Origin of the sequence: Paucibacter sp. KBW04 (assembly GCF_003852425.1) — a bacterium.
Classification (GTDB): domain Bacteria; phylum Pseudomonadota; class Gammaproteobacteria; order Burkholderiales; family Burkholderiaceae_C; genus Paucibacter_A.
In genome coordinates this window covers 1-20,198 of record NZ_QAJN01000016.1, presented here as the reverse complement: position 1 = coordinate 20,198, position 20,198 = coordinate 1, and the positions used below count along the sequence as shown (strand labels likewise).

Annotated in this window: 20 protein-coding genes; 6 read left to right on the top strand and 14 right to left on the bottom strand. The window is 64.5% G+C overall.

From position 1 onward, the window contains the following. Positions 1 to 65 precede the first annotated feature (65 nt). Positions 66 to 995 carry an ion channel gene (locus DBR47_RS19590; protein WP_124453233.1) on the top strand — a complete coding sequence of 310 codons (930 nt, stop codon included), beginning with the start codon at positions 66 to 68 and terminating at the stop codon, positions 993 to 995. A 21-nt stretch (positions 996 to 1,016) separates the two neighbouring features. Here DBR47_RS19590 and gspF read toward each other — a convergent pair whose 3' ends face one another. The 11 genes from gspF to gspG all read right to left on the bottom strand — a co-directional run bounded on the left by gspF (position 1,017) and on the right by gspG (position 11,847). Further along, a complete protein-coding gene (gspF, locus tag DBR47_RS19585) occupies positions 1,017 to 2,228 on the bottom strand; it encodes a type II secretion system inner membrane protein GspF (RefSeq protein WP_124453231.1) in 1,212 nt (403 codons plus the stop codon). 10 nt (positions 2,229 to 2,238) lie between these two features. Beyond that, complete coding sequence (gspE, locus tag DBR47_RS19580) at positions 2,239 to 3,660, bottom strand: type II secretion system ATPase GspE (RefSeq protein WP_124453228.1); 1,422 nt, start codon at positions 3,658 to 3,660, stop codon at positions 2,239 to 2,241. A 20-nt stretch (positions 3,661 to 3,680) separates the two neighbouring features. Beyond that, the gene (gspD, locus tag DBR47_RS19575; RefSeq protein ID WP_231512410.1) at positions 3,681 to 5,930 is read right to left on the bottom strand and encodes a type II secretion system secretin GspD; all 2,250 of its coding nucleotides are present in this window, start codon (positions 5,928 to 5,930) and stop codon (positions 3,681 to 3,683) included. A gap of 2 nt (positions 5,931 to 5,932) precedes the next feature. Next, positions 5,933 to 6,796, bottom strand: coding sequence for a type II secretion system protein N (locus tag DBR47_RS19570; protein ID WP_231512409.1), 864 nt, complete (start codon positions 6,794 to 6,796; stop codon positions 5,933 to 5,935). Positions 6,797 to 6,873: 77 nt separating this feature from the next. Beyond that, the gene (gene gspM / locus DBR47_RS19565; RefSeq protein ID WP_231512408.1) at positions 6,874 to 7,383 is read right to left on the bottom strand and encodes a type II secretion system protein GspM; all 510 of its coding nucleotides are present in this window, start codon (positions 7,381 to 7,383) and stop codon (positions 6,874 to 6,876) included. 13 nt (positions 7,384 to 7,396) lie between these two features. Continuing rightward, a complete protein-coding gene (gene gspL / locus DBR47_RS19560; RefSeq protein WP_197047172.1) occupies positions 7,397 to 8,659 on the bottom strand; it encodes a type II secretion system protein GspL in 1,263 nt (420 codons plus the stop codon). Between the two features lie 198 nt (positions 8,660 to 8,857). Then, positions 8,858 to 9,856, bottom strand: a complete 999-nt coding sequence (gspK, locus tag DBR47_RS19555; protein WP_124453224.1) for a type II secretion system minor pseudopilin GspK — start codon at positions 9,854 to 9,856, stop codon at positions 8,858 to 8,860. 2 nt (positions 9,857 to 9,858) lie between these two features. Then, positions 9,859 to 10,527: a type II secretion system protein J gene (locus DBR47_RS19550; RefSeq protein ID WP_124453223.1), complete on the bottom strand. Its 669-nt coding sequence runs from the start codon at positions 10,525 to 10,527 to the stop codon at positions 9,859 to 9,861. 2 nt (positions 10,528 to 10,529) lie between these two features. Next, positions 10,530 to 10,907, bottom strand: coding sequence for a type II secretion system minor pseudopilin GspI (gene gspI / locus DBR47_RS19545; RefSeq protein ID WP_124453222.1), 378 nt, complete (start codon positions 10,905 to 10,907; stop codon positions 10,530 to 10,532). Next, the gene (locus DBR47_RS19540; protein WP_197047171.1) at positions 10,897 to 11,349 is read right to left on the bottom strand and encodes a Tfp pilus assembly protein FimT/FimU; all 453 of its coding nucleotides are present in this window, start codon (positions 11,347 to 11,349) and stop codon (positions 10,897 to 10,899) included. Before DBR47_RS19540 ends, gspI begins: the two co-directional genes overlap by 11 nt. Positions 11,350 to 11,391: 42 nt before the next feature. After that, positions 11,392 to 11,847: a type II secretion system major pseudopilin GspG gene (gene gspG / locus DBR47_RS19535; protein WP_124453220.1), complete on the bottom strand. Its 456-nt coding sequence runs from the start codon at positions 11,845 to 11,847 to the stop codon at positions 11,392 to 11,394. 107 nt (positions 11,848 to 11,954) lie between these two features. Between gspG and DBR47_RS19530 the strand changes: the two genes are divergently transcribed. Continuing rightward, positions 11,955 to 12,524: a type II secretion system protein N gene (locus DBR47_RS19530; RefSeq protein ID WP_124453219.1), complete on the top strand. Its 570-nt coding sequence runs from the start codon at positions 11,955 to 11,957 to the stop codon at positions 12,522 to 12,524. A gap of 15 nt (positions 12,525 to 12,539) precedes the next feature. Here the strand turns inward: DBR47_RS19530 and DBR47_RS19525 are convergent, their stop codons facing one another. Beyond that, positions 12,540 to 13,643 (bottom strand): nicotinate-nucleotide--dimethylbenzimidazole phosphoribosyltransferase, encoded by a 1,104-nt coding sequence (locus DBR47_RS19525; protein WP_124453218.1) that lies wholly within the window; start codon positions 13,641 to 13,643, stop codon positions 12,540 to 12,542. A 39-nt stretch (positions 13,644 to 13,682) separates the two neighbouring features. Then, complete coding sequence (gene ilvA / locus DBR47_RS19520; RefSeq protein ID WP_124453217.1) at positions 13,683 to 15,287, bottom strand: threonine ammonia-lyase, biosynthetic; 1,605 nt, start codon at positions 15,285 to 15,287, stop codon at positions 13,683 to 13,685. A 367-nt stretch (positions 15,288 to 15,654) separates the two neighbouring features. On the opposite strand from ilvA, the gene DBR47_RS19515 reads away from it, so the two are divergent. After that, positions 15,655 to 16,077: an OsmC family protein gene (locus tag DBR47_RS19515; RefSeq protein ID WP_124453215.1), complete on the top strand. Its 423-nt coding sequence runs from the start codon at positions 15,655 to 15,657 to the stop codon at positions 16,075 to 16,077. 24 nt (positions 16,078 to 16,101) lie between these two features. Here DBR47_RS19515 and coq7 read toward each other — a convergent pair whose 3' ends face one another. Then, on the bottom strand, positions 16,102 to 16,755 hold the full coding sequence (gene coq7, locus DBR47_RS19510) for a 2-polyprenyl-3-methyl-6-methoxy-1,4-benzoquinone monooxygenase (RefSeq protein WP_124453213.1): 654 nt from the start codon (positions 16,753 to 16,755) through the stop codon (positions 16,102 to 16,104). Positions 16,756 to 17,027: 272 nt separating this feature from the next. Between coq7 and DBR47_RS19505 the strand changes: the two genes are divergently transcribed. The 3 genes from DBR47_RS19505 to DBR47_RS19495 form a co-directional block, all read left to right on the top strand. Next, the gene (locus tag DBR47_RS19505) at positions 17,028 to 18,032 is read left to right on the top strand and encodes a porin (RefSeq protein WP_124453211.1); all 1,005 of its coding nucleotides are present in this window, start codon (positions 17,028 to 17,030) and stop codon (positions 18,030 to 18,032) included. Between the two features lie 189 nt (positions 18,033 to 18,221). Further along, a complete protein-coding gene (locus tag DBR47_RS19500; protein WP_124453209.1) occupies positions 18,222 to 19,289 on the top strand; it encodes a porin in 1,068 nt (355 codons plus the stop codon). A 142-nt stretch (positions 19,290 to 19,431) separates the two neighbouring features. Further along, a partial coding sequence (locus tag DBR47_RS19495; RefSeq protein WP_124453207.1) for a DUF3047 domain-containing protein occupies positions 19,432 to 20,198 on the top strand: 767 nt, incomplete at its 3' end.

The window sequence follows — 20,198 nt, the reverse complement described above, 5'->3', positions numbered from 1 at the left end:
CGCATGATACGGGTCAGTCCCAGGTGAATTTCTCGCCCGCCGTCGATCAAGAAAGTGTTTGCCTCATGTCGCATGCCAAAGCCAGGAATAGCAGCAAAGCCCTGCCCATGCAGCTGGCCGCCAAGGTGGGCAGCAATGTCTCGCGGATGGAAAAACTGGGCGTGTCCCGCTTCGACCTTGCCGACCCCTATCACCTGGCCCTGACCCTGGGCTGGGGTCAGTTCTTGCTCGCCTTGATCGGCCTGTACCTGGCCATCAATGGCTTGTTCGCCCTGCTCTACTTCATCAAGCCGGGCAGTGTGTCGAATCTGCCGGCCTACTCCTTGGTCGATGCCTTCTTCTTCAGCATCGAAACCCTGGCCACGGTGGGCTACGGCAATATGGCGCCCATCAGCTTGTACGGCCATGTGGTGTCGGCGGTCGAGACCTTTGTTGGCACCTTGCTGACGGCGGTGATGACGGGCCTGGTTTTTGTGCGCTTCTCCAAGCCCAAGGCCAAGATTCTGTTTGCCGACAAGCCCGTGCTGCTGTGGCGCAAGGGCCGGGCCAGCCTGATGATTCGCATCGGCAACGGGCGTTTGCACCCTCTGCATGAGGCGACGGTGCGCATCACCAGCTTGCAAACTGGTGACTCCCCCGATGGCCAGCGCTTCAGGCGTTCGGTGGACCTGAAGCTGGCCCGCGATGACATGCCTTTCTTCCCCCTGACCTGGACCCTGATCCACGAGATCGGCCCGGACAGCCCCTTGCAAGACCTCTTGCTGCCCGACAGCCCTTCCTTGCAAGACAGCAGCAGCCGCTTGCTGGTCAGCGTGGTGGCGCGTGACCCCTCGCTGGGCGCCCAGGTCTACAGCACCCAAGCCTATTCGGGCGTCGACATCGCCGTGGGCATGCGCTATGTGGACGCCATCTCCAGCGCGCCAGACGGCAGCTCGGTGGCCGATATGCGCTTGCTCAGCAGTGTTGAGCCGGATGTGGAAGCGCCGGGCCACTGACCCGGGGCAGGGCTTGTGTGCTTACTTCACCCAGGTGTTGAGCTGGATGATGGGCAGCAGCACGGCCAGCACAATCATCAGCACGACGGCGCCCATGGCGACGATCAGCAAGGGCTCCAGCAAGGTGGCGGCCGCCATGGAGCGGCGCTGCACCTCGACGCTGAGCTGGCGGGCGGCGCGGTCCAGCATCTGCGGCAGCTGACCCGTCTGCTCACCCAGGCGGGCAAACATGGCCAGGATGCCGGGGAAGCGCTTCTTGCCCGCCAAGGCTGCGCCCAGGGGCGCGCCTTCACGCACCTGCACCAGGGCGTCCAGCGCATCGGCCCGCATGGCGTGGTTGGACAGGGTTTCGGCCGCGGCTTGCAAGGCCTTCAGAATCGGCACGCCCGAACCCGCCAGCATGGCCAGGGTGCCGGCGAAGCGGGCCGCGTTATAGCCGCGCGCGAGCCGGCCGATGACGGGCAGGCCCAGCATGGCGGAATCAAAGCGGATGCGGAAGGCCGCGCGCTTGAGCGCGGCGTTCAGCGCGAAGCCGCCAGCGATGAGGCTCAGCAGCATCAGCCAGCCCCACTCGCGCACAAAGGCGCTGATGGCCAGCATGGCGATGGTGATGCCGGGCAGGGCGCGCTTGGAGCTGGTGAACACGGTGGCGATCTGCGGCACCACATAGGTGACCAAAAAGATCACGATGAACACCGAGATCAGGGACACGATGGCCGGGTAGGCCATGGCGCCCATCAGCTTGCCCTTGAGGTCTTGGCGCTCTTCCAGATCGTCGGCCAGTTTCTCCAGCACCGGCCCCAGGGCGCCGCTTTGTTCACCGGCCGCGACCACGCCGCGGAAGACCTCGTCGAACTCGCGCGGCGCGCTGGCCAGGGCGCGCGCAAAAGGCGAGCCGGCATTGACCTCGGCCTTGAGCTGCGAGAGCAGCTCGCGTTGTTTGTCATCCTCGCTCTCATCGGCCAGGGCCGTGAGCGCACGCTCCAGCGGCAGGCCGGCGCCGACCAGGCCGGCCAGTTGACGCGTCCACACGGCCAGGGCCGTAGGGCTGAAGATGCGGCGGGCAAAGCGGCTGCCACCGGCCTGGCCATGCTGCTGCACCGGCGTGATGCTCAGCGGCACCAGGTTCAGGGCGCGCAGCTGGGCACGGGCCACGCGCGGGTTGTCGGCTTCGATCAGGCCGCTGCTGGCGCGGCCGGCTTCGTTGAGGGCTTCGTACTTATAGGCCGGCATGGTGGGGTTTCTAGTCTCGCGTGACGCGCAGCACTTCTTCTTCCGAGGTGATGCCTTGCGAAATCAGGCGTGCGCCGTCCTCGCGCATGGAGCGCAGGCCCACACGCTGTGCGGCGGCCAGCAACTCGCTCTCGGCCGCCTGCTGGTGGATCAGGCCGCGCACATGGTCGTCTGCCACCATCAGCTCGTACACGCCGGTGCGGCCCTTGTAGCCGGTCTTGGAGCAGGCCTCGCAGCCGACCGGATGGAAGTGGCCATGCTCGTCCTCGCGCTTGCAGACCGGGCAGAGCTTGCGCACCAGGCGCTGGGCCAGCACGCCCAGCAGGCTGGAGCTGAGCAAAAAGGGCTCGACGCCCATATCGGTCAGTCGAGTCACGGCGCTAGGCGCGTCATTGGTGTGCAAGGTGGCCAGCACCAGGTGACCGGTGAGCGAGGCCTGAATGGCGATCTGCGCGGTCTCGTAATCGCGGATTTCACCGATCATGATGACGTCCGGATCCTGGCGCAGGATGGCGCGCAAGGCCTTGGCGAAGCTGAGGTCGATCTTGGCATTGACCTGCGTCTGGCCCACGCCTGAGAGCTCGTACTCAATCGGGTCTTCCACCGTCAAGACATTGGTGGTGCTGGTGTCCACCGTTTGCAGCGAGGCGTAGAGGCTGGTGGTCTTGCCCGAGCCGGTCGGGCCGGTCACCAAGACGATGCCATGCGGCTGCTGCACCAGCTTTTTGAAGGCCGAGAGAACGTCGCCGCTCATGCCCAGGCCTTCGAGCGTGAACTTGGATTCGGTCTTGTCCAGCAGGCGCAGCACGGCACGCTCGCCGTGGGCCGAGGGCAGGGTGGAGACGCGCACATCGATGGCACGGCCGCCGATGCGCAAGCTGATGCGGCCGTCTTGCGGCAGGCGCTTCTCGGCGATGTCCAGCTCGGCCATGATCTTCAGGCGCGAGATCAGTGCGGCATGCAGGCCCCGATTGGGCTGCACCACCTCGCGCAAAGTGCCGTCGACGCGGAAGCGCACCGAGCTGGCGCGCTCGTAAGGCTCGATATGGATGTCGCTGGCACCGTCCTTGGCCGCCTGCGTCAGCAAGGCGTTCAACATGCGGATGATGGGCGCGTCATTGGCCGCTTCCAGCAGGTCTTCCACGGCGGGCAGGTCCTGCATCATGCGACTCAGGTCGACGGCGCTTTCCACCTCGCCGATCACCACGGCCGCGCTGGATTCGCTGCCTGCATAAGCCGCATTGATGCGCTCGGCCAGGGTGCTGCGCGGCTCTTTCTCGAAACGGTCGATCTGGTAGAGGCGCTGCACTTCCGACAGACTGGCCAGGCTGACCTCGGGCGGCGCCCACAGCACCAGGGAAGCGCCGTCGTCTTCCAGCAAAACCATATGCGCCTTGGCAAAGGCGTAGGGCAGGGGGTGGCGTGTGGCCATGCGCTTGCTCGTTTGCGGGTTCAAGGTTGCTGCTGCTTTTGCTGCGCGGCACTGCTCGCGCCGCCGGCCGGCGTGGCCGGGCTGGGCGGCAGCACCGGCGCGCCGGTGTCGGGCAAGATCATGTGGGGTTTGGGTTGCGAGCCTTGTTGCAGGCTGCGGATGGACTCGTAGCGATCCAGGGTCAGTTGATCGGCCGCGTTCTGGTTGCGCATCACCACCGGGCGCAGGAAGACCATCAAATTGGTCTTGATGCGCTTGCGGTTTTGGCTCTTGAACAGATTGCCCAGCAAGGGAATCTGCGAAAGGCCGGGCACGCCGTCTTCACCGTCGGCGTACTCGTCCTTCATCAGGCCGCCCAGCACCAGGATCTGGCCGTCGTCCACCGAGACGGTGGTCTCCACCGCGCTCTTGTCGGTGGTGGGGCCGCTGCTATTGGTGCTGGTGGCGGCGATCACCGAGGAGTTCTCCTGGTAGACCGTCATACGCACCGTGCCGCCTTCGCCGATCTGGCTGCGAATGCGCAGGGTCAGGCCCACGTCCTTGCGGTCAATCGTCTGGAAGGGATTGGCCGCGCCGGTATTGCCGCCGGTGTTGGCGTAGGAGCCGGTCAGGAAGGGCACGTTCTGGCCGATCACGATCTTGGCTTCTTCATTGTCCAGGGCCACCAAATTAGGCGTGGACAAGACATTGCCGCCGGTCTCGGATTCCAGGAAGTTGGCGATGGCGCCAAGGGTGTAGAAATTGCCGACCTGTTTGAGCAAGCCGATATTGAAGCCCTGTGGCGCGGCGCCATTGGCCAGGGCCGTGGCCACGCCGGTGCGGCCGCCGGCCGTGGCCACCGAGCCATTGATGATGTTGTTCAGGCCGGTGCCGAAATTGGTGCCGGCGCCGGTGATGGTGCTGTCGCCCTTGTTGCCGAACAGGTTTTGCCACTGCACGCCGAACTGGGCCGCCTTAGTCGCGTCGACCTTGACGATCATGGTCTCCACATAGACCTGGGCGCGGCGCACATCGAGTTGGTCGATGACGCCGCGGATCTGGCGATACAGAGGCTCGGGCGCGGTGATGATGAGGGCGTTGATGGAGGGGTCGGCCTGCACAAAACCGCCGGTGGACGGGCCTTGCGAGGCGGAGACCGGCGTGGTGGCCGCGGCCGAGGTGCCGCTGCCCGTGGCCGAGTTGTTCTGGCCTATGCCGCTGAGCGGCGTGCTGCTGGCCGTGCCACTGCTACTGCTGGCGCTGCTGCCAAAAGCACTGCTGCTGCCGCTGCTGGCGCTGCCGCCCGAAGCACCGCTGCCGCCGGCAAAGGCAGCGCGCAGCACGGTGGCCAGTTTGGTGGCGTCGGCATTTTTCAGATAGACCACGCGGATATTGCCGCTGGCATTGCCGTCGTTGCCGGGCTGGTCCAGCTTCTCGATCATGGCGCGGGCCTGGGCCAGGCGGGCCGGGTTGGCGGCGCGCAAGATCAGGGCATTGCTGCGCGCATCGGCCAGCACGCTGAGCGAGCCAGCGGCCTGGCCGGGTGCCGCGGCGGCGGCATTGCCATCGGCCAGCTTTTGCACCAGGGCCGCCAGATCGGAGGCGATGGCATGCTTGAGCGGCACCACTTCCAGATCGGTGGAGCCGGGCGTGTCCATGGTCGCGATGATGCGGCCCAGGCGCTGCAGGTTCTCGGCGTAGTCGGTGATCACCAGGCTGTTATTGCCTGGGTTGGCATTGATGGTGTTGTTGGGGCTGATCAGGGGGCGCAGCACGGCCACCAAGTTATTGGCGTTCTCGTGGTTGAGCTTGAAGATCTGGGTGATGATTTGGTCACCCCGCACGCCGCTGGTGCCCACCGCCACCGAGCCGGCTTGCAGCTTGGCATCGGCCTCGGGCACGACCTTGAGCAGGCCGGAGTTCTCCACCACGGTGAAACCGAGGCCGCGCAGCGCGGCCAGATAGTTCAGGTAGGCCTCGCGCACCGACACCGGTTGCTCGCTGTACACCGTGATCAAGCCCTTGACGCGCGGGTCGATGATGAACTGGCGGTCCAGCATCACGCCCATGGCGCGTGTCACGCCTTCCAGATCGGCGTTGACGAAATTCAGCGTCACCGGGGTGCGCGACTTCAGCGCCGGGCTGTGGATGCGGGCGGCGGATGATTGCGCTAAGGCGGCATTGGCCTCGGCATCGGCCTGGGCCAGGGCGGGGCTGCCGTGCAAGTTCAGCAGCGCGGCGGCCAGCAGGGTCAGGGTGCCCCGATTGGCTCCTAGACATTTCTTATTCATGCTCATCCAATCGAAAAGACGGAACGCGCGCCTTGGCGGCGGCCGATGATATTCAGGAGATTGTTCAGTGCCGCCTCGCGGCCCGGGGCCGCCGTGGCCTCCAGGGTGAAGCGGGGCTTGCCCAGGCCGAAGCTGCCTTGGCCGTTGAGGATCAGGGCACCGTCCAGGGTGCTCAGGCGCAGCTGGCTGATGCCGTCTTGGGCCCCACCTTGGCCGGGTGTGCCACCCAGCACGCTGAAGCGGTAGCTGCCCAGCGGCGCCAGGGTGGAGACGCGGGAGGAGACGTTCAGCAGGTCCAGATCCAGCTGGCCGAACTGGCGCCAACGGCCCTGCACCCATTCCAGGCGGAACTCACGCGCACTCATGCGTACCGAGCCGCCCAGTTGCAAGGTGTTCCAGGGCGTGCCCAAGCCCGCCAGCCAGGCACTGGGCCAGCGCGCCAGCCAGTCGGCATGGCTGGCCACGGCGATCTCGAAGCGGCCCCAGCCGGGGCTCAGGCGCAGTTGTAGCTCGCCGTTGAAGCAGCAGTCCTGGCGCGCCCGCAGGGCCAGGCCCCAGCCTTGCACGCCCATGGACCAGCTGATACGGCCCGGCAGCACGCTGGCGTCGCGGCTGCCTTCGCCACCGGTCAGGACCAAGAGGCCGCTGCCGTTCCAGATGCTGCCGCGGGTGTCGGTGATCAGCAGATGGCCATTGCTGGCGCTGGCCAGGCCGCGTGCCAACCAGCTGGCGGGCGCAAACAGGATCAGGGCCAGCAAGAGACCGAGCAAGGCCCCGGCCACGGCCCAGCGCCGCGCCGCCACATTGCGGCCGCGCCAGGCGGGTTCCAGCTGGCGGGTGTCCTGCCACTGCGTGTGTTCCGTCATGGGCCCGTTCAGGCTGGGCTCGAAGGCCCGCGCGGAACCGCGGCGGCCGCGGCCAAAAAGCGCTTTGAAGCCCTTGCTCATCCGTTCACCCCCGCGATGCTGAGGGTGATGCTGCCAGCATAGCCCTTGGGCCCGCGTTGCAGCTGGGCTTCAACCGGGCGGGCGCGGGCGGCGCTGCGCACCTCGCCCAGCCAGGCTTGCAAGGCCTCGCTGCTGATGCCGTTGATGCTCAGCACGGCGCGATCGCCGGTGATGGTGAGCCGTGCGTCCTTGCCCAGATGTTCGCTGGCGGCTTGCAGGGCCTGGGCGGCTTGCGCGGCCGGCACCGGGGCAATGCCGCGCAGCTCGGCCGCTTCCTGGGCCAGGGCTTGCATTTCCTGCAGCTGCAAATCCACCGCTTCCAGCTGGGCCGGGCTTTGGCGCAGTACCCGCAGGGCCGGCTGCACGGCGATCAGCCAGAGCAATAACAGGCCCAGGGCGGCGCCCGCCAGCTTGAGCATGAAGCGCTCACGCTCGCCCAGGGTCTGCCAATGGGCTTTGAGAGGGGCGGCCGTTTTCTGCCAGGACTTCATGGGGGCGCTACTCATCATGTCTTGTTCATTACCTACGGTTGTCGGCCTTGGCGCGGCTCAGGCTGAGCTTGCCCTCGCTGGCGTCCAGCTGCCAGCCTTCGCTTCTAAGCTGGCTGCGGAATTGCTGGATCTGCGGCTCGCTCCAGCCGGCCGAGGCAATGCTCAGATGACCGGGCTCAAACGTCAGGCTGTCCACCGGTGCGCGATCGGCCGGCCAAGCAGTGGCGGCGGCGGCCAGCAAGGACTCCAGATCCTGCGTGCCGCTGCGGCCTGCGTTGGCGCGCAAGGCATCGGTCTCGCGCTGCATCTGCACCGGGGCATCGAGGATGGCGCGAATATGGGGGTAGGTGGCCTGCAAGGTCGCGTCCAGCTGGGCGCGGCGGCTTTGCAACTGCCGGTGTTCTTGCCAGGCCAGCAAATTCAGACCCAGCAACTGCACCAGCACTAGGCCGATCAAGCCGTAGCGCGTCGCTCGCCATTCGCGCCGCATGAAGGCGCGGTAGACCTGACGCAGGGCGCGCACGCCACGGGTGCGCTGAGCCAGCTCGAACTGGCGCAGATTCCAGGCGCTGGCGATCACCCGTAGCGCACGCTGTGCCGGGCTCAGCACCGGCACCGCCGTGCCCAACCAGCGCTCGGCGGCCGAGACCACCTCGGCCGTGGCCGTCCATTCCGTGGCTTGCACCAGGGTGGGCGGGAAGAGTTGGCGCGAGAGCCCGCCGTCCAGGGGCAGATTGCTCACGCCCTCGGGATGGCTCCAGCGCAGGGCGACGGGGCTGTTCTCCTGGCCGGTGGGGTAGAAGTGGCCACGCGGCGGCGCCTCGGGCCAGCTCAAGGGGCAGACGCGGTCTACAAAGACTTGCGCCGCTTCCAGCGTGGCCAGTTGCTGCTGCAACCAGGGGCGCGAGGTGATGGCCACCCAGGCGGTGTCGCCACCCAAGGCCTCGGGCTCCACGGCGAAGTGCAGGCTCTCGGGTTCGTCCAGCAGGGTCTCTTCCAGCATGCCGGCCAGGGCCGAGCGCATCTGGCGGCCGGCCTTGGGCAGGGTGACCCGCTGCCAGGCCACATCGGACTCGGCGGGGATGGCGATCACCGTGTCGGCCGGCGGCAGATGGGCGGCGCTCTGGCTGCCCTGCTGGCTGATGGTGATGCCGTCCGTCGTCAGCAGGAAGTCGAAGTCCTTGTTCAGCGCGCCGGCGGCCGTGTGCCCCAGGCCCTCATTGGACTGGATGGCGCGGCCTTGGGCGCGCAAACGGCTGCGCGGCGGTAGAAAGACAAGCAGAGTACTCATGAACGCAGTGTGGCGAGCTCCGAGCCCGGCTGAAAAGGATGGTGTTGTCCGGGCCGCTTCTCTGGATGAGCATGAAGTCGAGACCGGCTGGGCTCGGGCTTCCATTGATTGGGCTGGCGCATTCTAGGAGCGGAATTTGCAGGGGCCGGGGCTGGGGGTCGAGGCAGATGAAATTTGTGCCCTGGAATCGGGGGGTACTCAGGGTTTCTTCTGGCCGGCTTCCAGCACCAGATTGACCCGTTGACGGTCCAGCACCAGCACATCGAGATTGCGGCGCCAGACCAGGGAGCGTTCCTCCAGCACCCGCTCGTCCAAACGCATGCGCCCGCTGACATTGAAGTAGGAGGTCACCACCTCGGCCCGGTCGGAGCTGATGGTGACCGAGCTGGGCAGGAAATTCTTGGCGTCCTGCACCTTCTTCAGCGGCTGGCCTTGGCGCACCTGCACCAGGCGTTCGGCCGAGGCCAGGTCCATGCCGTCGAACAGGGCGGCGATGACCTCGCGTGGGGCGGTATTCAGATTGACCGGTGTGGGCGTGGGCAGCAGGGTGACAAAGGGCCGCAGGCGCTCGATGGTGTCTTGGCTCAGGCCTAGCCAGACCAGCTGATCCAGATTGCGCGGCTGCAAGGGCACATCGCTGGCGTCTCCGGCGCTGGGAGCCGAGGCGGCTTGGCTGTTGTTGCTGGCAAAGGCCTGGCGCAAGCGATTGATGATCAGGGCGGCGGTGCCCGGCGGGGTTTGCGCGCTCTGGCAGATGCGCTCCAGCACCCGCTGTTCCAGCTCCGGCACCTGGGCGCCGCCGAGCAGATGGCGCAGGTTGTACTGGGCTTGGGCATCCTTGATGGAGCCGGACAGAAAAGCCTCGGGGCCGTCCTTGTCGGTGTTGCTGCCCTCAATGGCCAGAAAAGTGGAGACCCGGCTCTCGGCCACCGGCACGGCCCAGAAATCGTTCAGGCTGTCGACCGGGTCTTTCTGGTTGTCGATGGCGTCTTGGCGCAGGATCAGGCGTGCCCAGTCCAGGGCGCCCTGCAGAATCAGCGAGGACTGGCTGCGCGAGCGCTCGGCCGCCTCGATCTGCACCGCGCGGTACTGCCGCCACACCATGGCCGCGGCCAGGCTGGCCACCAGGGTGACGATGATCATGGCGGTCAGCAGGGCTGCACCGCGCTGCGCTTGAAGTGAGTGAGGGCTTCGCATCATCATTGCCCGATTGCGATCTGGCGCGTCAGCGGCCCAGAGAAGCCGCTGCCGGGGCCAAACAGGATGACCATGCGCACACCGCTGGGCAGATCCGGGCGCTGCGGCCCCAGGCCGGGATTGACGCCGCTGGCGGCGCTGGCCGCGGGCTGGGGCGTGTTGCTGGCCGTGCCGCTGCTGGACTGGGCATTGCTCCAGCTATTGCCGCGGTAGAAATACATCTGCCAGCCGCTGACGCCTTCTAGGGCGCGCAGCTGGGTGGCGTCTTGATTGACCTGCAGCTGGCTGCGCTGAAAGCTGTCGTTCAGGGCGGCCACGGTTTTCACCACCGGGCCCTCCCAGCGGAACAGGGCGTTATTGCGTGCCGTCCAGACCACCACCTGCAAGCCCTCGGGCAGCTGGCGGGTCATGCGCAGACTGGCGCCGTCGAAGGCGAGCGGCTCCTCAATGCCGCTGTCTTGAATGGAGCGCAGGTCTTGCTCCCATTGCGCGACCACGGTTTGCAGCCGGGTGCTTTGGTCCAGATGGGTTTGGGCGATGTCGCGGCTCTTCAGCAAGGCATCCAGGCCGCGCCAGGCCACGATGGCCATGGTGGCCATGATGACCAGGGCGACCAGCACCTCGACCAGGGTGAAGCCGCGGGAGCGCTGTGATGCTTGGGTCGGCTTCATATTCAGTTGCGACCCGCGATACCGCTGAGCAGCAGTCTGTGTTCACCGGCCTCGTCAATCACCACCGCATCGACCCGGCGCAGGCCGGCGTTAGGCGTGGCGCGCACGATGAGCTGGCCGCGAAAAGTTTGGCCCAGCTGCTCGCAGCTGAATTCGCTTTCGCCCAGGCTGGGGAATTGTTTGGACAGGCGCAACTCGGTCAGTTGATTCTCGGCGCACCACTGGGCCGAGCTGATGCTGCGCAGGCGGGCCGCGTTATCGCTCAGCGCCCCGGCGGCCTTGATGCCCGCAGCCAAGCTGATGGCCACGATGACCAGGGCCACCAGCACCTCGATCAGGGTGAAGCCTGCTTGCGCGGGCCGCTTCAGTTCAGGAGCCATCGTCGGCCTTGACCTCGAAAGGGGAGAGGCCGTCGGTGGCCAGGGTGAGGCGTTGCGAGCCCAGGCTCAGGCGCAGCTGCTGCGCGCCGATCAAGGGCTCGGGGCCCAGGCGAATCAAGTTGGCGCGGGCGATCTCGACGCTGACCGGTTGGCCCAGCCAGCGGCGCGGCAGCTGAATGGTTTTGGGCAGACCTTGGAAGCGAAACTGGTCCTCGCTGCCATCCCCTTGTTTGACCGGTTGCCAGGTCACGCTCAGGCCCGCGGCCCGGCTTTCGGCGCGGGCGGTTTCAAACAGGGCCGACAGGCGCTCGGCCTCACGCTCCAGCTGGGCGGCCGCCGGGTCGCGCAAGGACAGACTGACCGTGGCCGTGGCAATGGCGATCAGCGCCACCACGACCAGCAATTCGATCAGGGTGAAGCCGGCTTGAGCGCGACGTTGCATCATGCCAGGGCGGCACCGAGGCCCGGGGGCTTTGGGCACTGCTTATTGCCAAGAGCCGATGTCGGCGTCATTGCCTTCGCCCCCGGTGCGACCATCGGCGCCAAAGCTGTAGACGTCGATCTCGCCCTTGATGCCGGGGTTGGCGTATTGATAAGGGCGGCCCCAGGGGTCATTGGGCAGCTTGTCGATATAGGGCTTCCAGTTGGGCGGTGGGTTGCCGGCCGTGGGCTTGCGCACCAGGGCGTCCAGGCCTTGCTCGGCGCTGGGGAAGCGTTGGTTGTCCAGCTTGTAGAGCTTGAGGGCCTGCATCAGATTGTTGACATCGGTGCGGGCGGCGGTGACGCGGGCGTCGTCGGCGCGGTTCAAGACATTGGGCACGACCAGGGCGGCCAGCACGCCGATGATGACCAGCACCACCAGCAGTTCGATCAGGGTGAAGCCCCGCGACTGCTTGCGGCGGGGCCGGGCGGGCGCGGCAGTGAAGACTTGAGTTTGCATAGTGGCGAGCGGATGCTGGGTTTTGTTGTGGCTTGGTCTTGGCTGATGTTGGCGGACCCGGGAAAGCAATTGCCCGGGGCCGCAAGCGCTTGAATCATAATCCGCCCATGCTTGCACGAATGACGGCTTTTCTGGTCTGGGGCGCCCTGGCCTGCAGTGGCGGTTTCTGGGCCATCCAGTTGCTGGCCAAACCCTTGTTGACCCCCGCTCAGGCCTCGGCCGCGAGCGAGCGTGGCGCCGCGGGTGCGGACCTGACCCGCCTCTTCGGCGTGCCCGCGCCCCAGCAGGCGGAGGCCGCGCCGGTGGCTGAGAGCCGCTTCAAGCTGCTGGGCGTGGTGGCACCAAAGAATGCGCAGTCCGGTGCGCACGCCGGTGAGGGCCTGGCCCTGATCTCGGTGGACGGTGTGCCGCGCACGGTGCGCATCGGCGCCGTGTTGGAAGGCGAGTTGCGCCTGATCGCGGTGGACAAGCAAACGGCCAGCCTGGGCTCGGGCGGTGTGGTCAGCATGAATTTGCAGATCGCGCCCCCCGCGCCGGCGGCAACCGGGGCCCTGTCTCCGGCTCAACCCTCGGCCACGGTGCTGGGCGGCAATCCCAATGGCCAGCCTCAGCCGGGCCAGATGTCGCAGCCCCAGCCCCTGCAAGCGGAGCAAAACGGCAATCTGCCGATGCGCTAAAGCTTGTAAGCGGTCTCAGGAGTTCAGTGCCCGGCCCGCGTCCTGCGGCTGGGAGTGCGGCGCGGTGTTGCCGCTGTTGGCAGCGTTCAGGCCCACGGTGCGTGGGTCGGTCGCTTCATGCAAATCGGTCAGCAGGGCCGCAGCACTGCGAATCATGGGCCAGGCCAGGGCGGCGCCGGTTCCATCGGCGCTGTCCATGCCCAGTTCCAGCAAGGCCGAGGCGTGGAACAAGGCCAGGGCTTCGTCCAGGCCGCGATGCACATGGCTGCGGCAGAACACGGCGTAGTCGGTCACTGGGGCGGCAATGCGTGAGGCCAGTTTGAGGGCGGCGCAGGCGGTCATGCCGTCGATGATGATGAGGCTGCGCTTGGAGGCGGCCACCAGCATGGCGCCCACCATCACCGCGATCTCGAAGCCACCAAAAGCGGCCAGCACTTCCATCGGCTCGACCACCTCGCGATGCCGGGCTTGTGCGCCGTGCAGCAGGCCGAGCAGGCGGGCCAGATCGTCCTGACGCATATCGGGGCCGGAGACGATGAAGTCCTGCACCGGGCAATCCATCAACCGGGCCAGCACCAGGGCGGCACTCTCGGCCGAACCCTGGCCCATGCCAGCGCAGGCCAGCACATTGCCTTGCAGCTTGTCGGCGATCTCCATGCCCACGCGCACACCGGCATGGGCCTGCTCCAAGCTCATGGCCGCGCCGAGACGGGTGTTGCGGGTGCCGTGGGCAATCTTGCGGGACAGCAGCTTGGCATGCGGTTGCAGGGGCTCGGCAATGCCGCAATCCACCAGGCTCAGCTGCAGGCCTTGCAGGCGGGCGAAGACGGACAGAGGCAGGCGGTTTTGCAGCGCCATCAAGGCCTGCTCGCGGGTGCTGCGGCCCCAGAGATTGGCGATGCCGTCCACAGCCAGGCCGTGGTCGGCGGCAAAAACAGCCAGCACCGGGTCGCGGAAACGGGGCGTCAAGCTGTTCTGCACCAGGCCCAAGCGCACGGCCAGGGGCTCCAGCTCACCCAAACCACCGGCAATGGCGGCATGCCGCTCCACCCGTTCGCGCAGCGATTTCTCCAACTCCGGATTGGCGGTGGGCGAAATCAGTGACTGTTGGATGGGCATGGCTTGCGGGGGCTTGGGAGCGGTTCTGCGTAAGTCCTGTCAGCGCAAGAAGAACTGGTAGACCGGGTTGTCCGTCTCGTCCTCGTAAGGATAGTTGAGTGTGGCCAGAAAGCTCTTCAGCGCCGCATTGTCGCTCTTGGGTACTTGCAGGCCTACCAGGATTCGACCGTAGTCTGCCCCTTGATTGCGGTAGTGGAAGAGGCTGATATTCCATTCCGGCCGCATGCTGGAGAGAAAGCGCATCAGGGCGCCGGGCCGCTCGGGGAAGATGAAGCGGTAGAGGCGCTCGTTCTGCGCCAGCTCGCTGCGGCCGCCCACCATATGGCGGACATGCTGCTTGGCCAGCTCGTTGTCGGTGAGGTCGGTGGTGGCGAAGCCGGCCTTGCTGAAGGTCTTGAGCAGCTTCTGCGATTCTTCGCGCTTTTGCGTGGCGATGCCGACGAAGACATGGGCTTGGGCGGCGTCCGAGATGCGGTAGTTGAACTCGGTCACGCTGCGCGGGCCTAGCAACTCACACAGGCGTTTGAAGCTGCCTTGCTGCTCGGGGATGGTGACGGCGAATAAAGCTTCGCGGTGTTCGCCCACCTCGGCTCGCTCGGCCACAAAGCGCAGGCGGTCGAAGTTCATGTTGGCGCCGCAGGTGATGGCGACAAAAGTCTTGCCCTTGCAACCTTGCTCGGCCACGTACTGCTTGACGGCCGCCACGCCCAAGGCGCCGGCCGGCTCCAGAATGCTGCGGGTGTCCTCAAACACGTCCTTGATGGCGGCGCAGACTGCGTCGGTGTCCACCAGCACGAAGTCATCCACCAGGGCGCGGGTGACGCGGAAGGTTTCTTCGCCCACCAGCTTGACGGCGGTGCCGTCGGAAAACAGGCCCACATCGGCCAGTTGTACCCGCTTGCCCGCGCGCACCGAGCGCACCATGGCGTCCGAATCCTTGGTTTGCACGCCGATGATCTTGATCTCGGGCCGCACGGCCTTGATGTAGGCGGCAATGCCGGAGATCAAGCCGCCGCCGCCTATGGCCACAAAGATGGCGTCGATGGGGCCGGGGTGCTGGCGCAGCAACTCCATGGCGATGGTGCCTTGGCCGGCGATGACGTCGGGGTCATCAAAGGGGTGAACAAAGCTCAGGCCCTGGGCTTTTTCCAATTCCAGGGCGTGGCCGTAGGCATCGGTATAGCTGTCGCCAAACAAGACGACCTCGCCGCCCAGGGCTTGGACGGCGTCGATCTTGACCTTGGGCGTGGTGACCGGCATCACGATCACGGCGCGGCAAGACAGCTTCTTGGCCGACAGGGCCACACCTTGCGCATGGTTGCCGGCCGAGGCGCAGATGACGCCCTTGCCCAACTGCTCGGCGCTGAGGTTGGCCATCTTGTTGTAGGCGCCGCGCAGCTTGAAGCTGAACACGGCTTGCTCGTCCTCACGCTTGAGCAAGACCTTGTTGCCCAGGCGCTTGGCCAGGTTTTTGGCCGGTGTCAAGGAGGTCTCGCGGGCGATTTCGTAGACGCGGGCGTTCAGAATTCGCTGCAGATAGCTGTCACCCTTGGGGATCAAGCTGGGCTGGCTGCCGGAGGCAGGCTTGGCTGAGTCCGTGGATTTGTTCGTCGTCGTCTTGCGCGCGCGGGCCGGGGCTGCCATGAAGTCTCCATTGCAATCTATTGCAGTGCAGCATGATAAGTCAGGGCGTCGCAGGCCCTGCTTACAGGCGGCTGGGCCGGGCATGCGCTGGTCTTGAGACGAAAAAAAGCCCGAACTTTTGCAAGTCCGGGCTGAATCCACCATGGAGGCGGTGGAGGAGACAAACGGTGCAAAACGAAAGCCGAGTACCTTTCGAAGTTTCAAAGTCAGGGCTTTGATCTTGGAGAAGGACGGCGAGTTCGATCGCTTGGATAGAATTTTAGCTGCAAGCTATGCTGCGCTGCAATATTTTCTCGTGGAATTTGTCGGGTCTTCAGTCTAGATCTGCGCTTGACTCGGCGCGCTTCAATCTCAAACGGAGACTTTTATGGAATGCACAATCAACTGGATGGGCGCGGACGGCATGGCTTTTTCGGCCCAGACCGGCAGCGGCCATCTGCTCACCATGGACGGTGCGCCCGAAGGCGGTGGCCATAATTTGGCGCCGCGGCCCATGGAAACCGTCTTGGCCGGCACCGGTGGCTGCACCGCTTATGACGTGGTGCTGATTCTGAAGCGTGGTCGCCACGATGTGCGCGGCTGCCAAGTAAAGCTGCGCGCCGAACGGGCCGAAACCGAGCCCAAGGTCTTCACCGCCATCCATATGCACTTTGTGGTGACCGGGCGCGGACTTAAGCAAGATGTGGTCGAGCGCGCGGTCGCTCTGTCCCATGAAAAGTACTGCTCGGCCAGCATCATGCTGGGCAAGACGGCGGCGATCAGCACCTCGGTGGAGTTGGTGGAGGTTTGAAGGCTCCCCGGGGCTAACTCATTATTAGATGTGGTGCGCTGTACGTGTCATGATCTTGGCGCTCAGGCGCATGGCCGCCTTCACCGGGCCAGGTAGAAGTTGCGCCCCTGCGGCCAGGGCCTCATCGGCGTGGCGGGCTTCTTCCTCCTTCATCTGCGCCACCACGGCGCGGGAAGCCTGGTCTTCGGCTGGTAGCCGCTCCATATGGCCGGCCAGGTGTTGCTCCACCTGCCTCTCGGTTTCCACCACAAAGCCGAGGCTGATGCGGTCGCCGCCCAAGCCTGCCAGGCATCCGATGCCAAAGGCGCCGCCGTACCACAAGGGGCTGAGATAGCTGCTGCGGCCGCCCAGATCGTCCAAACGCTGCTGGGTCCAGGCCAGATGGTCCAACTCGTCCTTGGCCGCTTGTTCAAAGTGTCGACGCAGCTTGGGGTCGCGGCATACCAGACTTTGTGATTGGTAAAGCGCTTGCGCGCAGATCTCGCCAACGTGATTGACGCGCATCAAGGCCGCAGAAAGTTGAGCTTCTTGAGGGCTCAGAGGCCGCGAATCGGATTGGGGCACCCGATTGGCAGGGGAAGGGCGGCCCGCGCTGGGGCGCCCGAAAAGAGTCCGCAAGCCATGATCAACGCTGGAAAGAACACGGTCGAGGCCGCTCAAGGCATGGTGAGTGGGCATGGGCTGAGGCTAGATGCGAGATTGAGTAGAAGTTTACGGGGAGCGCTAGTTCACCGGGATGGAAATGGAAAGTCCTATTAGCAATATGACGCATTTGTGATAAAGCGTGTTCGTTGTGCCATCACAACGTAAACCCTATATTTACACTGTCAAGCCGCGGAATCGATGCATTCGTCTGGTGAAATACGGCAACTTCCACTGAGGGGGTTGGTCCGGTGGGCTTTCGCAGAGCCTTGCAGATCGGGACCTCGTTGAATACTTAGGAGTTTCTAATGAAGAAATCTATCGTTGCATTGGCCGTTCTCGGCTCGTTCGCTGGCGTCGCAGCCGCTCAATCGTCGGTGACTCTGTTCGGCGTGGTTGACGCTGCAGCTCGCTACACCAAGGCCAATGGCCAAGACCTCTACAGCCTGGCTTCCGGTGGCAACACCACCAGCCGTCTGGGCGTCCGCGGTGTTGAAGACCTGGGCGGCGGCCTGAAGGCTGGCTTCTGGTTGGAAAGCCAAGTCAATGTCGACTCCGGCACCGCTGCTGGTTCGGATGGCAAGTTCTGGGGCCGTCGCGCTACCGTCAGCCTGTGGGGTGACTTCGGTACCGTGAACCTGGGTCGCAACAAGAACTCGACCAAGCTGGCTTACGAAGACTTCGACCCCGTCTCGGCTACCGGCCTGGGCAGCGTTGAAAACCTGTACAGCAATCTGGGTTCGGGCGCTGGCCTGGGTCGTTACGACAACCAAGTGACTTATGTGCTGCCCGCCAATCTGGGTGGCTTCTACGGTTCGGTTGACGTTGCTGCTGGCGAAGGCTCGACCTTCGGCAAGTCGTACAGCGGCCGTGTTGGCTACAAGGCCGACGCCATCAACGTCAGCGCTGCTTACATGGAATCCGGCGTGGACACCAAGTTCAAGCTGTTGACCCTGGGCGCTTCGTATGACTTCGGCATCGCCAAGCCTTCGCTGATCTATACGACGACCGAATTCGGCGCTGCAAAGCAAGAAGTTTGGACCGCAGCCGTGACCGCTCCTCTGGGCGCTGGTTCGGTGTGGGCTTCGTACAGCGACGCTGCTGACAAGAGCGGTGCAGGTTCGAGCAAGTACAAGGCTAACCAATTCGCCGCAGGTTACATCTACAACCTGTCCAAGCGTACCGCTCTGTACACCACCGTGTCCCTGATCGACAACGGCGAGCAAGCCAAGTTCTCTTTGGCTAATTCGCCTGCAGTGGTCGCCGACGGCCGTTCCGGCGGTTTCGATCTGGGCGTGCGTCACAGCTTCTGATCGAGCCTTCAAGCTTTCGCTTGATGTCTCCAAAAGCCGCCTTCGGGCGGCTTTTTTGTTTCTGGCTGCATCGAGTCCCCTGGGAGACAGGGTTAGCTCTTGTTGGGTCAGCGCAACGGCTTGCCCCGCTATTCGCGCACTTCCTACAGAATGGCTCAGCTGCACCTATTTCAAACAGGAGACATCGATATGAAGAAGACCGCCCTGATCTTGAGCCTTTTGGCCGCCAGCACCTCGGGTGCTTGGGCTCAGTCCAGCGTGACGATGTACGGCATTGTTGATGCCGGTGTGCGTTACATCAGCAACTCGGGCACCGCGCCTGGAACCGGTGCGCTGTGGCAGGTCGTTCCTGGCGGCATGTCGCAAAGCCGTCTGGGTTTCAACATCACTGAAGATATGGGTGGTGGTCTGAAGGCCATCGCCAATCTGGAACACCGTCTGAATTCCGATACCGGCACCTCCGCTGCCGCCGATTTCTGGCGCCAGTCCTGGGTGGGTCTGCAGTCCAACGACTTTGGTCGCATCACCATCGGTCGCCAGTACAACGTGCTGTTCGACATCTACACCTCGACCTACGCTTCCTTCAAGTACTCGCCTTATATCGAGGCATACAAGCCTGAAATCGGCCTGTCCATGGGTGCGCGCCAGGACAATATGGTCAAGTATCTGATCGAGGCCGGTGGTCTTCGTGGTGAGGTGCAGGTGAGCGCGGGCGAAGGCAATTCGCAGAACAAGTCCATGGGTGGCATGCTGCGCTATGCGTTCGGTGAGTTTGCCCTGGGTGGCGGCTATCTGGAGGTTACCGACACTAGCGGCATGAAGGTCAAGGGCGCGACCGTGGGCGCAGCCTGGACCAGTGGTCCTTGGTATGTCAACGCCTCTTGGGCGCAGAATAAGTTCGACAAGGGCAGCCTCCTGGGCGCGGCCTATACCTCTGGCCTGATTGGCACCGTCTTGAATACGGCTGCCAATGATGTGCAGGACCGCGATATGTTTGCTGGCGGTGTGACCTACCAGCTCACGCCTCAGATCAATTTGGGCGGACATTACTGGCACTCCAGCCAGACTCACTATCTGTCTGGTCCCGCTAAGAGCAATGCCGACTACATGGCTTTCGTCGCTGATTACGCGTTTTCCAAGCGCACCGATGCTTACGCTGAATTGGACTACACCAAGTTCTCTGACGGCTACGTCAAGTTCTCCAACGGTGCGACTCATCGCTACGGCGCCACCGTCGGCATTCGTCATCGTTTCTGATGCCACTCGCCCCGCCGTTTAATCGGTGGGGTTTGAGTTTGCTAAAGTCTGGAAAGGGCCGCCTGTCGGCCCTTTTTTCTTTGGCATGTACAGATCTGTGAATGGGTGAGGTGGAGTTTTGCAGCGTCAATCGATTGCCCCCATGGGCCACCTGACCCTGGTTCTGGTTTCGGCCTTGCTGCTCTTGGCAGGCTGCGCTCACAAGGATGGTGCAAGCACTCGACCCACAGCACCTTCGTCTATGCTCGCCGATTGGTCATTGCGGGACTTGCCAGGCAAGAAGTCAACGCAGTACGACATCGTGCAGCTTGCAGGCCGGTCTTGCGTTCGGGCTCAGGCCAACGAGTCGGCAAGTCTGTGGCGGCGTGGCATGAGTCTGCCTGCACAACAGGTCGCCAGCCTGCAATTCGATTGGTGGATTGGCGCGTTCTCGAATGCCGCCACCGTGGCCGATGCCGATTCGGACGATGCGCCGGCGCGGCTCTTGATCGGCTTCGATGGTGACGCGAGCAAGCTGTCCCTGCGCAATCGCCTGCAGTTCGATCTGGTGCGCACGCTGACCGGTGAGTCGCCGCCCTATGCCTTGTTGATGTACGTCTGGGATGCCAACGCGCCCGTCGATACTCTGGTAACCAGCACACGCAGCGATCGCATTCGTAAGATCGTGGTCGGCTCTGGGCCTCGCAATCCGGCGCATCAGGGTTGGGCCAGTTTCAAGCGCGATCTGGTCGCGGACTTCACGCGTGCTTTTGGCGAGGCGCCGGGCCCCTTGATCAGCATGGCTTTGATGACGGACGGCGACAACACACGCAGTCGCTCGGATGCCTGCTACGGCGACATCTTGCTGCTGGATTCCCAGGGTCAGGTCTTGCCTGGCAGCTTGAAGATGTTGTTTAGACCGGAGACATA

Bases quoted from the DNA above. Each gene is read 5' to 3' on its own strand.
- DBR47_RS19530 (WP_124453219.1), top strand. From the start codon at position 11,955: ATGCTTGCACGAATGACGGCTTTTCTGGTCTGGGGCGCCCTGGCCTGC.
- gspD (WP_231512410.1), bottom strand. From the start codon at position 5,930: ATGAATAAGAAATGTCTAGGAGCCAATCGGGGCACCCTGACCCTGCTG.
- gspE (WP_124453228.1), bottom strand. From the start codon at position 3,660: ATGGCCACACGCCACCCCCTGCCCTACGCCTTTGCCAAGGCGCATATG.
- DBR47_RS19590 (WP_124453233.1), top strand. From the start codon at position 66: ATGTCGCATGCCAAAGCCAGGAATAGCAGCAAAGCCCTGCCCATGCAG.
- DBR47_RS19505 (WP_124453211.1), top strand. From the start codon at position 17,028: ATGAAGAAATCTATCGTTGCATTGGCCGTTCTCGGCTCGTTCGCTGGC.
- DBR47_RS19515 (WP_124453215.1), top strand. From the start codon at position 15,655: ATGGAATGCACAATCAACTGGATGGGCGCGGACGGCATGGCTTTTTCG.
- coq7 (WP_124453213.1), bottom strand. From the start codon at position 16,755: ATGCCCACTCACCATGCCTTGAGCGGCCTCGACCGTGTTCTTTCCAGC.
- DBR47_RS19525 (WP_124453218.1), bottom strand. From the start codon at position 13,643: ATGCCCATCCAACAGTCACTGATTTCGCCCACCGCCAATCCGGAGTTG.
- DBR47_RS19570 (WP_231512409.1), bottom strand. From the start codon at position 6,796: ATGACGGAACACACGCAGTGGCAGGACACCCGCCAGCTGGAACCCGCC.
- DBR47_RS19500 (WP_124453209.1), top strand. From the start codon at position 18,222: ATGAAGAAGACCGCCCTGATCTTGAGCCTTTTGGCCGCCAGCACCTCG.
- gspL (WP_197047172.1), bottom strand. From the start codon at position 8,659: ATGAGTACTCTGCTTGTCTTTCTACCGCCGCGCAGCCGTTTGCGCGCC.
- gspI (WP_124453222.1), bottom strand. From the start codon at position 10,907: ATGGCTCCTGAACTGAAGCGGCCCGCGCAAGCAGGCTTCACCCTGATC.
- DBR47_RS19550 (WP_124453223.1), bottom strand. From the start codon at position 10,527: ATGAAGCCGACCCAAGCATCACAGCGCTCCCGCGGCTTCACCCTGGTC.
- gspG (WP_124453220.1), bottom strand. From the start codon at position 11,847: ATGCAAACTCAAGTCTTCACTGCCGCGCCCGCCCGGCCCCGCCGCAAG.
- DBR47_RS19540 (WP_197047171.1), bottom strand. From the start codon at position 11,349: ATGCAACGTCGCGCTCAAGCCGGCTTCACCCTGATCGAATTGCTGGTC.
- gspK (WP_124453224.1), bottom strand. From the start codon at position 9,856: ATGCGAAGCCCTCACTCACTTCAAGCGCAGCGCGGTGCAGCCCTGCTG.
- ilvA (WP_124453217.1), bottom strand. From the start codon at position 15,287: ATGGCAGCCCCGGCCCGCGCGCGCAAGACGACGACGAACAAATCCACG.
- gspF (WP_124453231.1), bottom strand. From the start codon at position 2,228: ATGCCGGCCTATAAGTACGAAGCCCTCAACGAAGCCGGCCGCGCCAGC.
- gspM (WP_231512408.1), bottom strand. From the start codon at position 7,383: ATGAGTAGCGCCCCCATGAAGTCCTGGCAGAAAACGGCCGCCCCTCTC.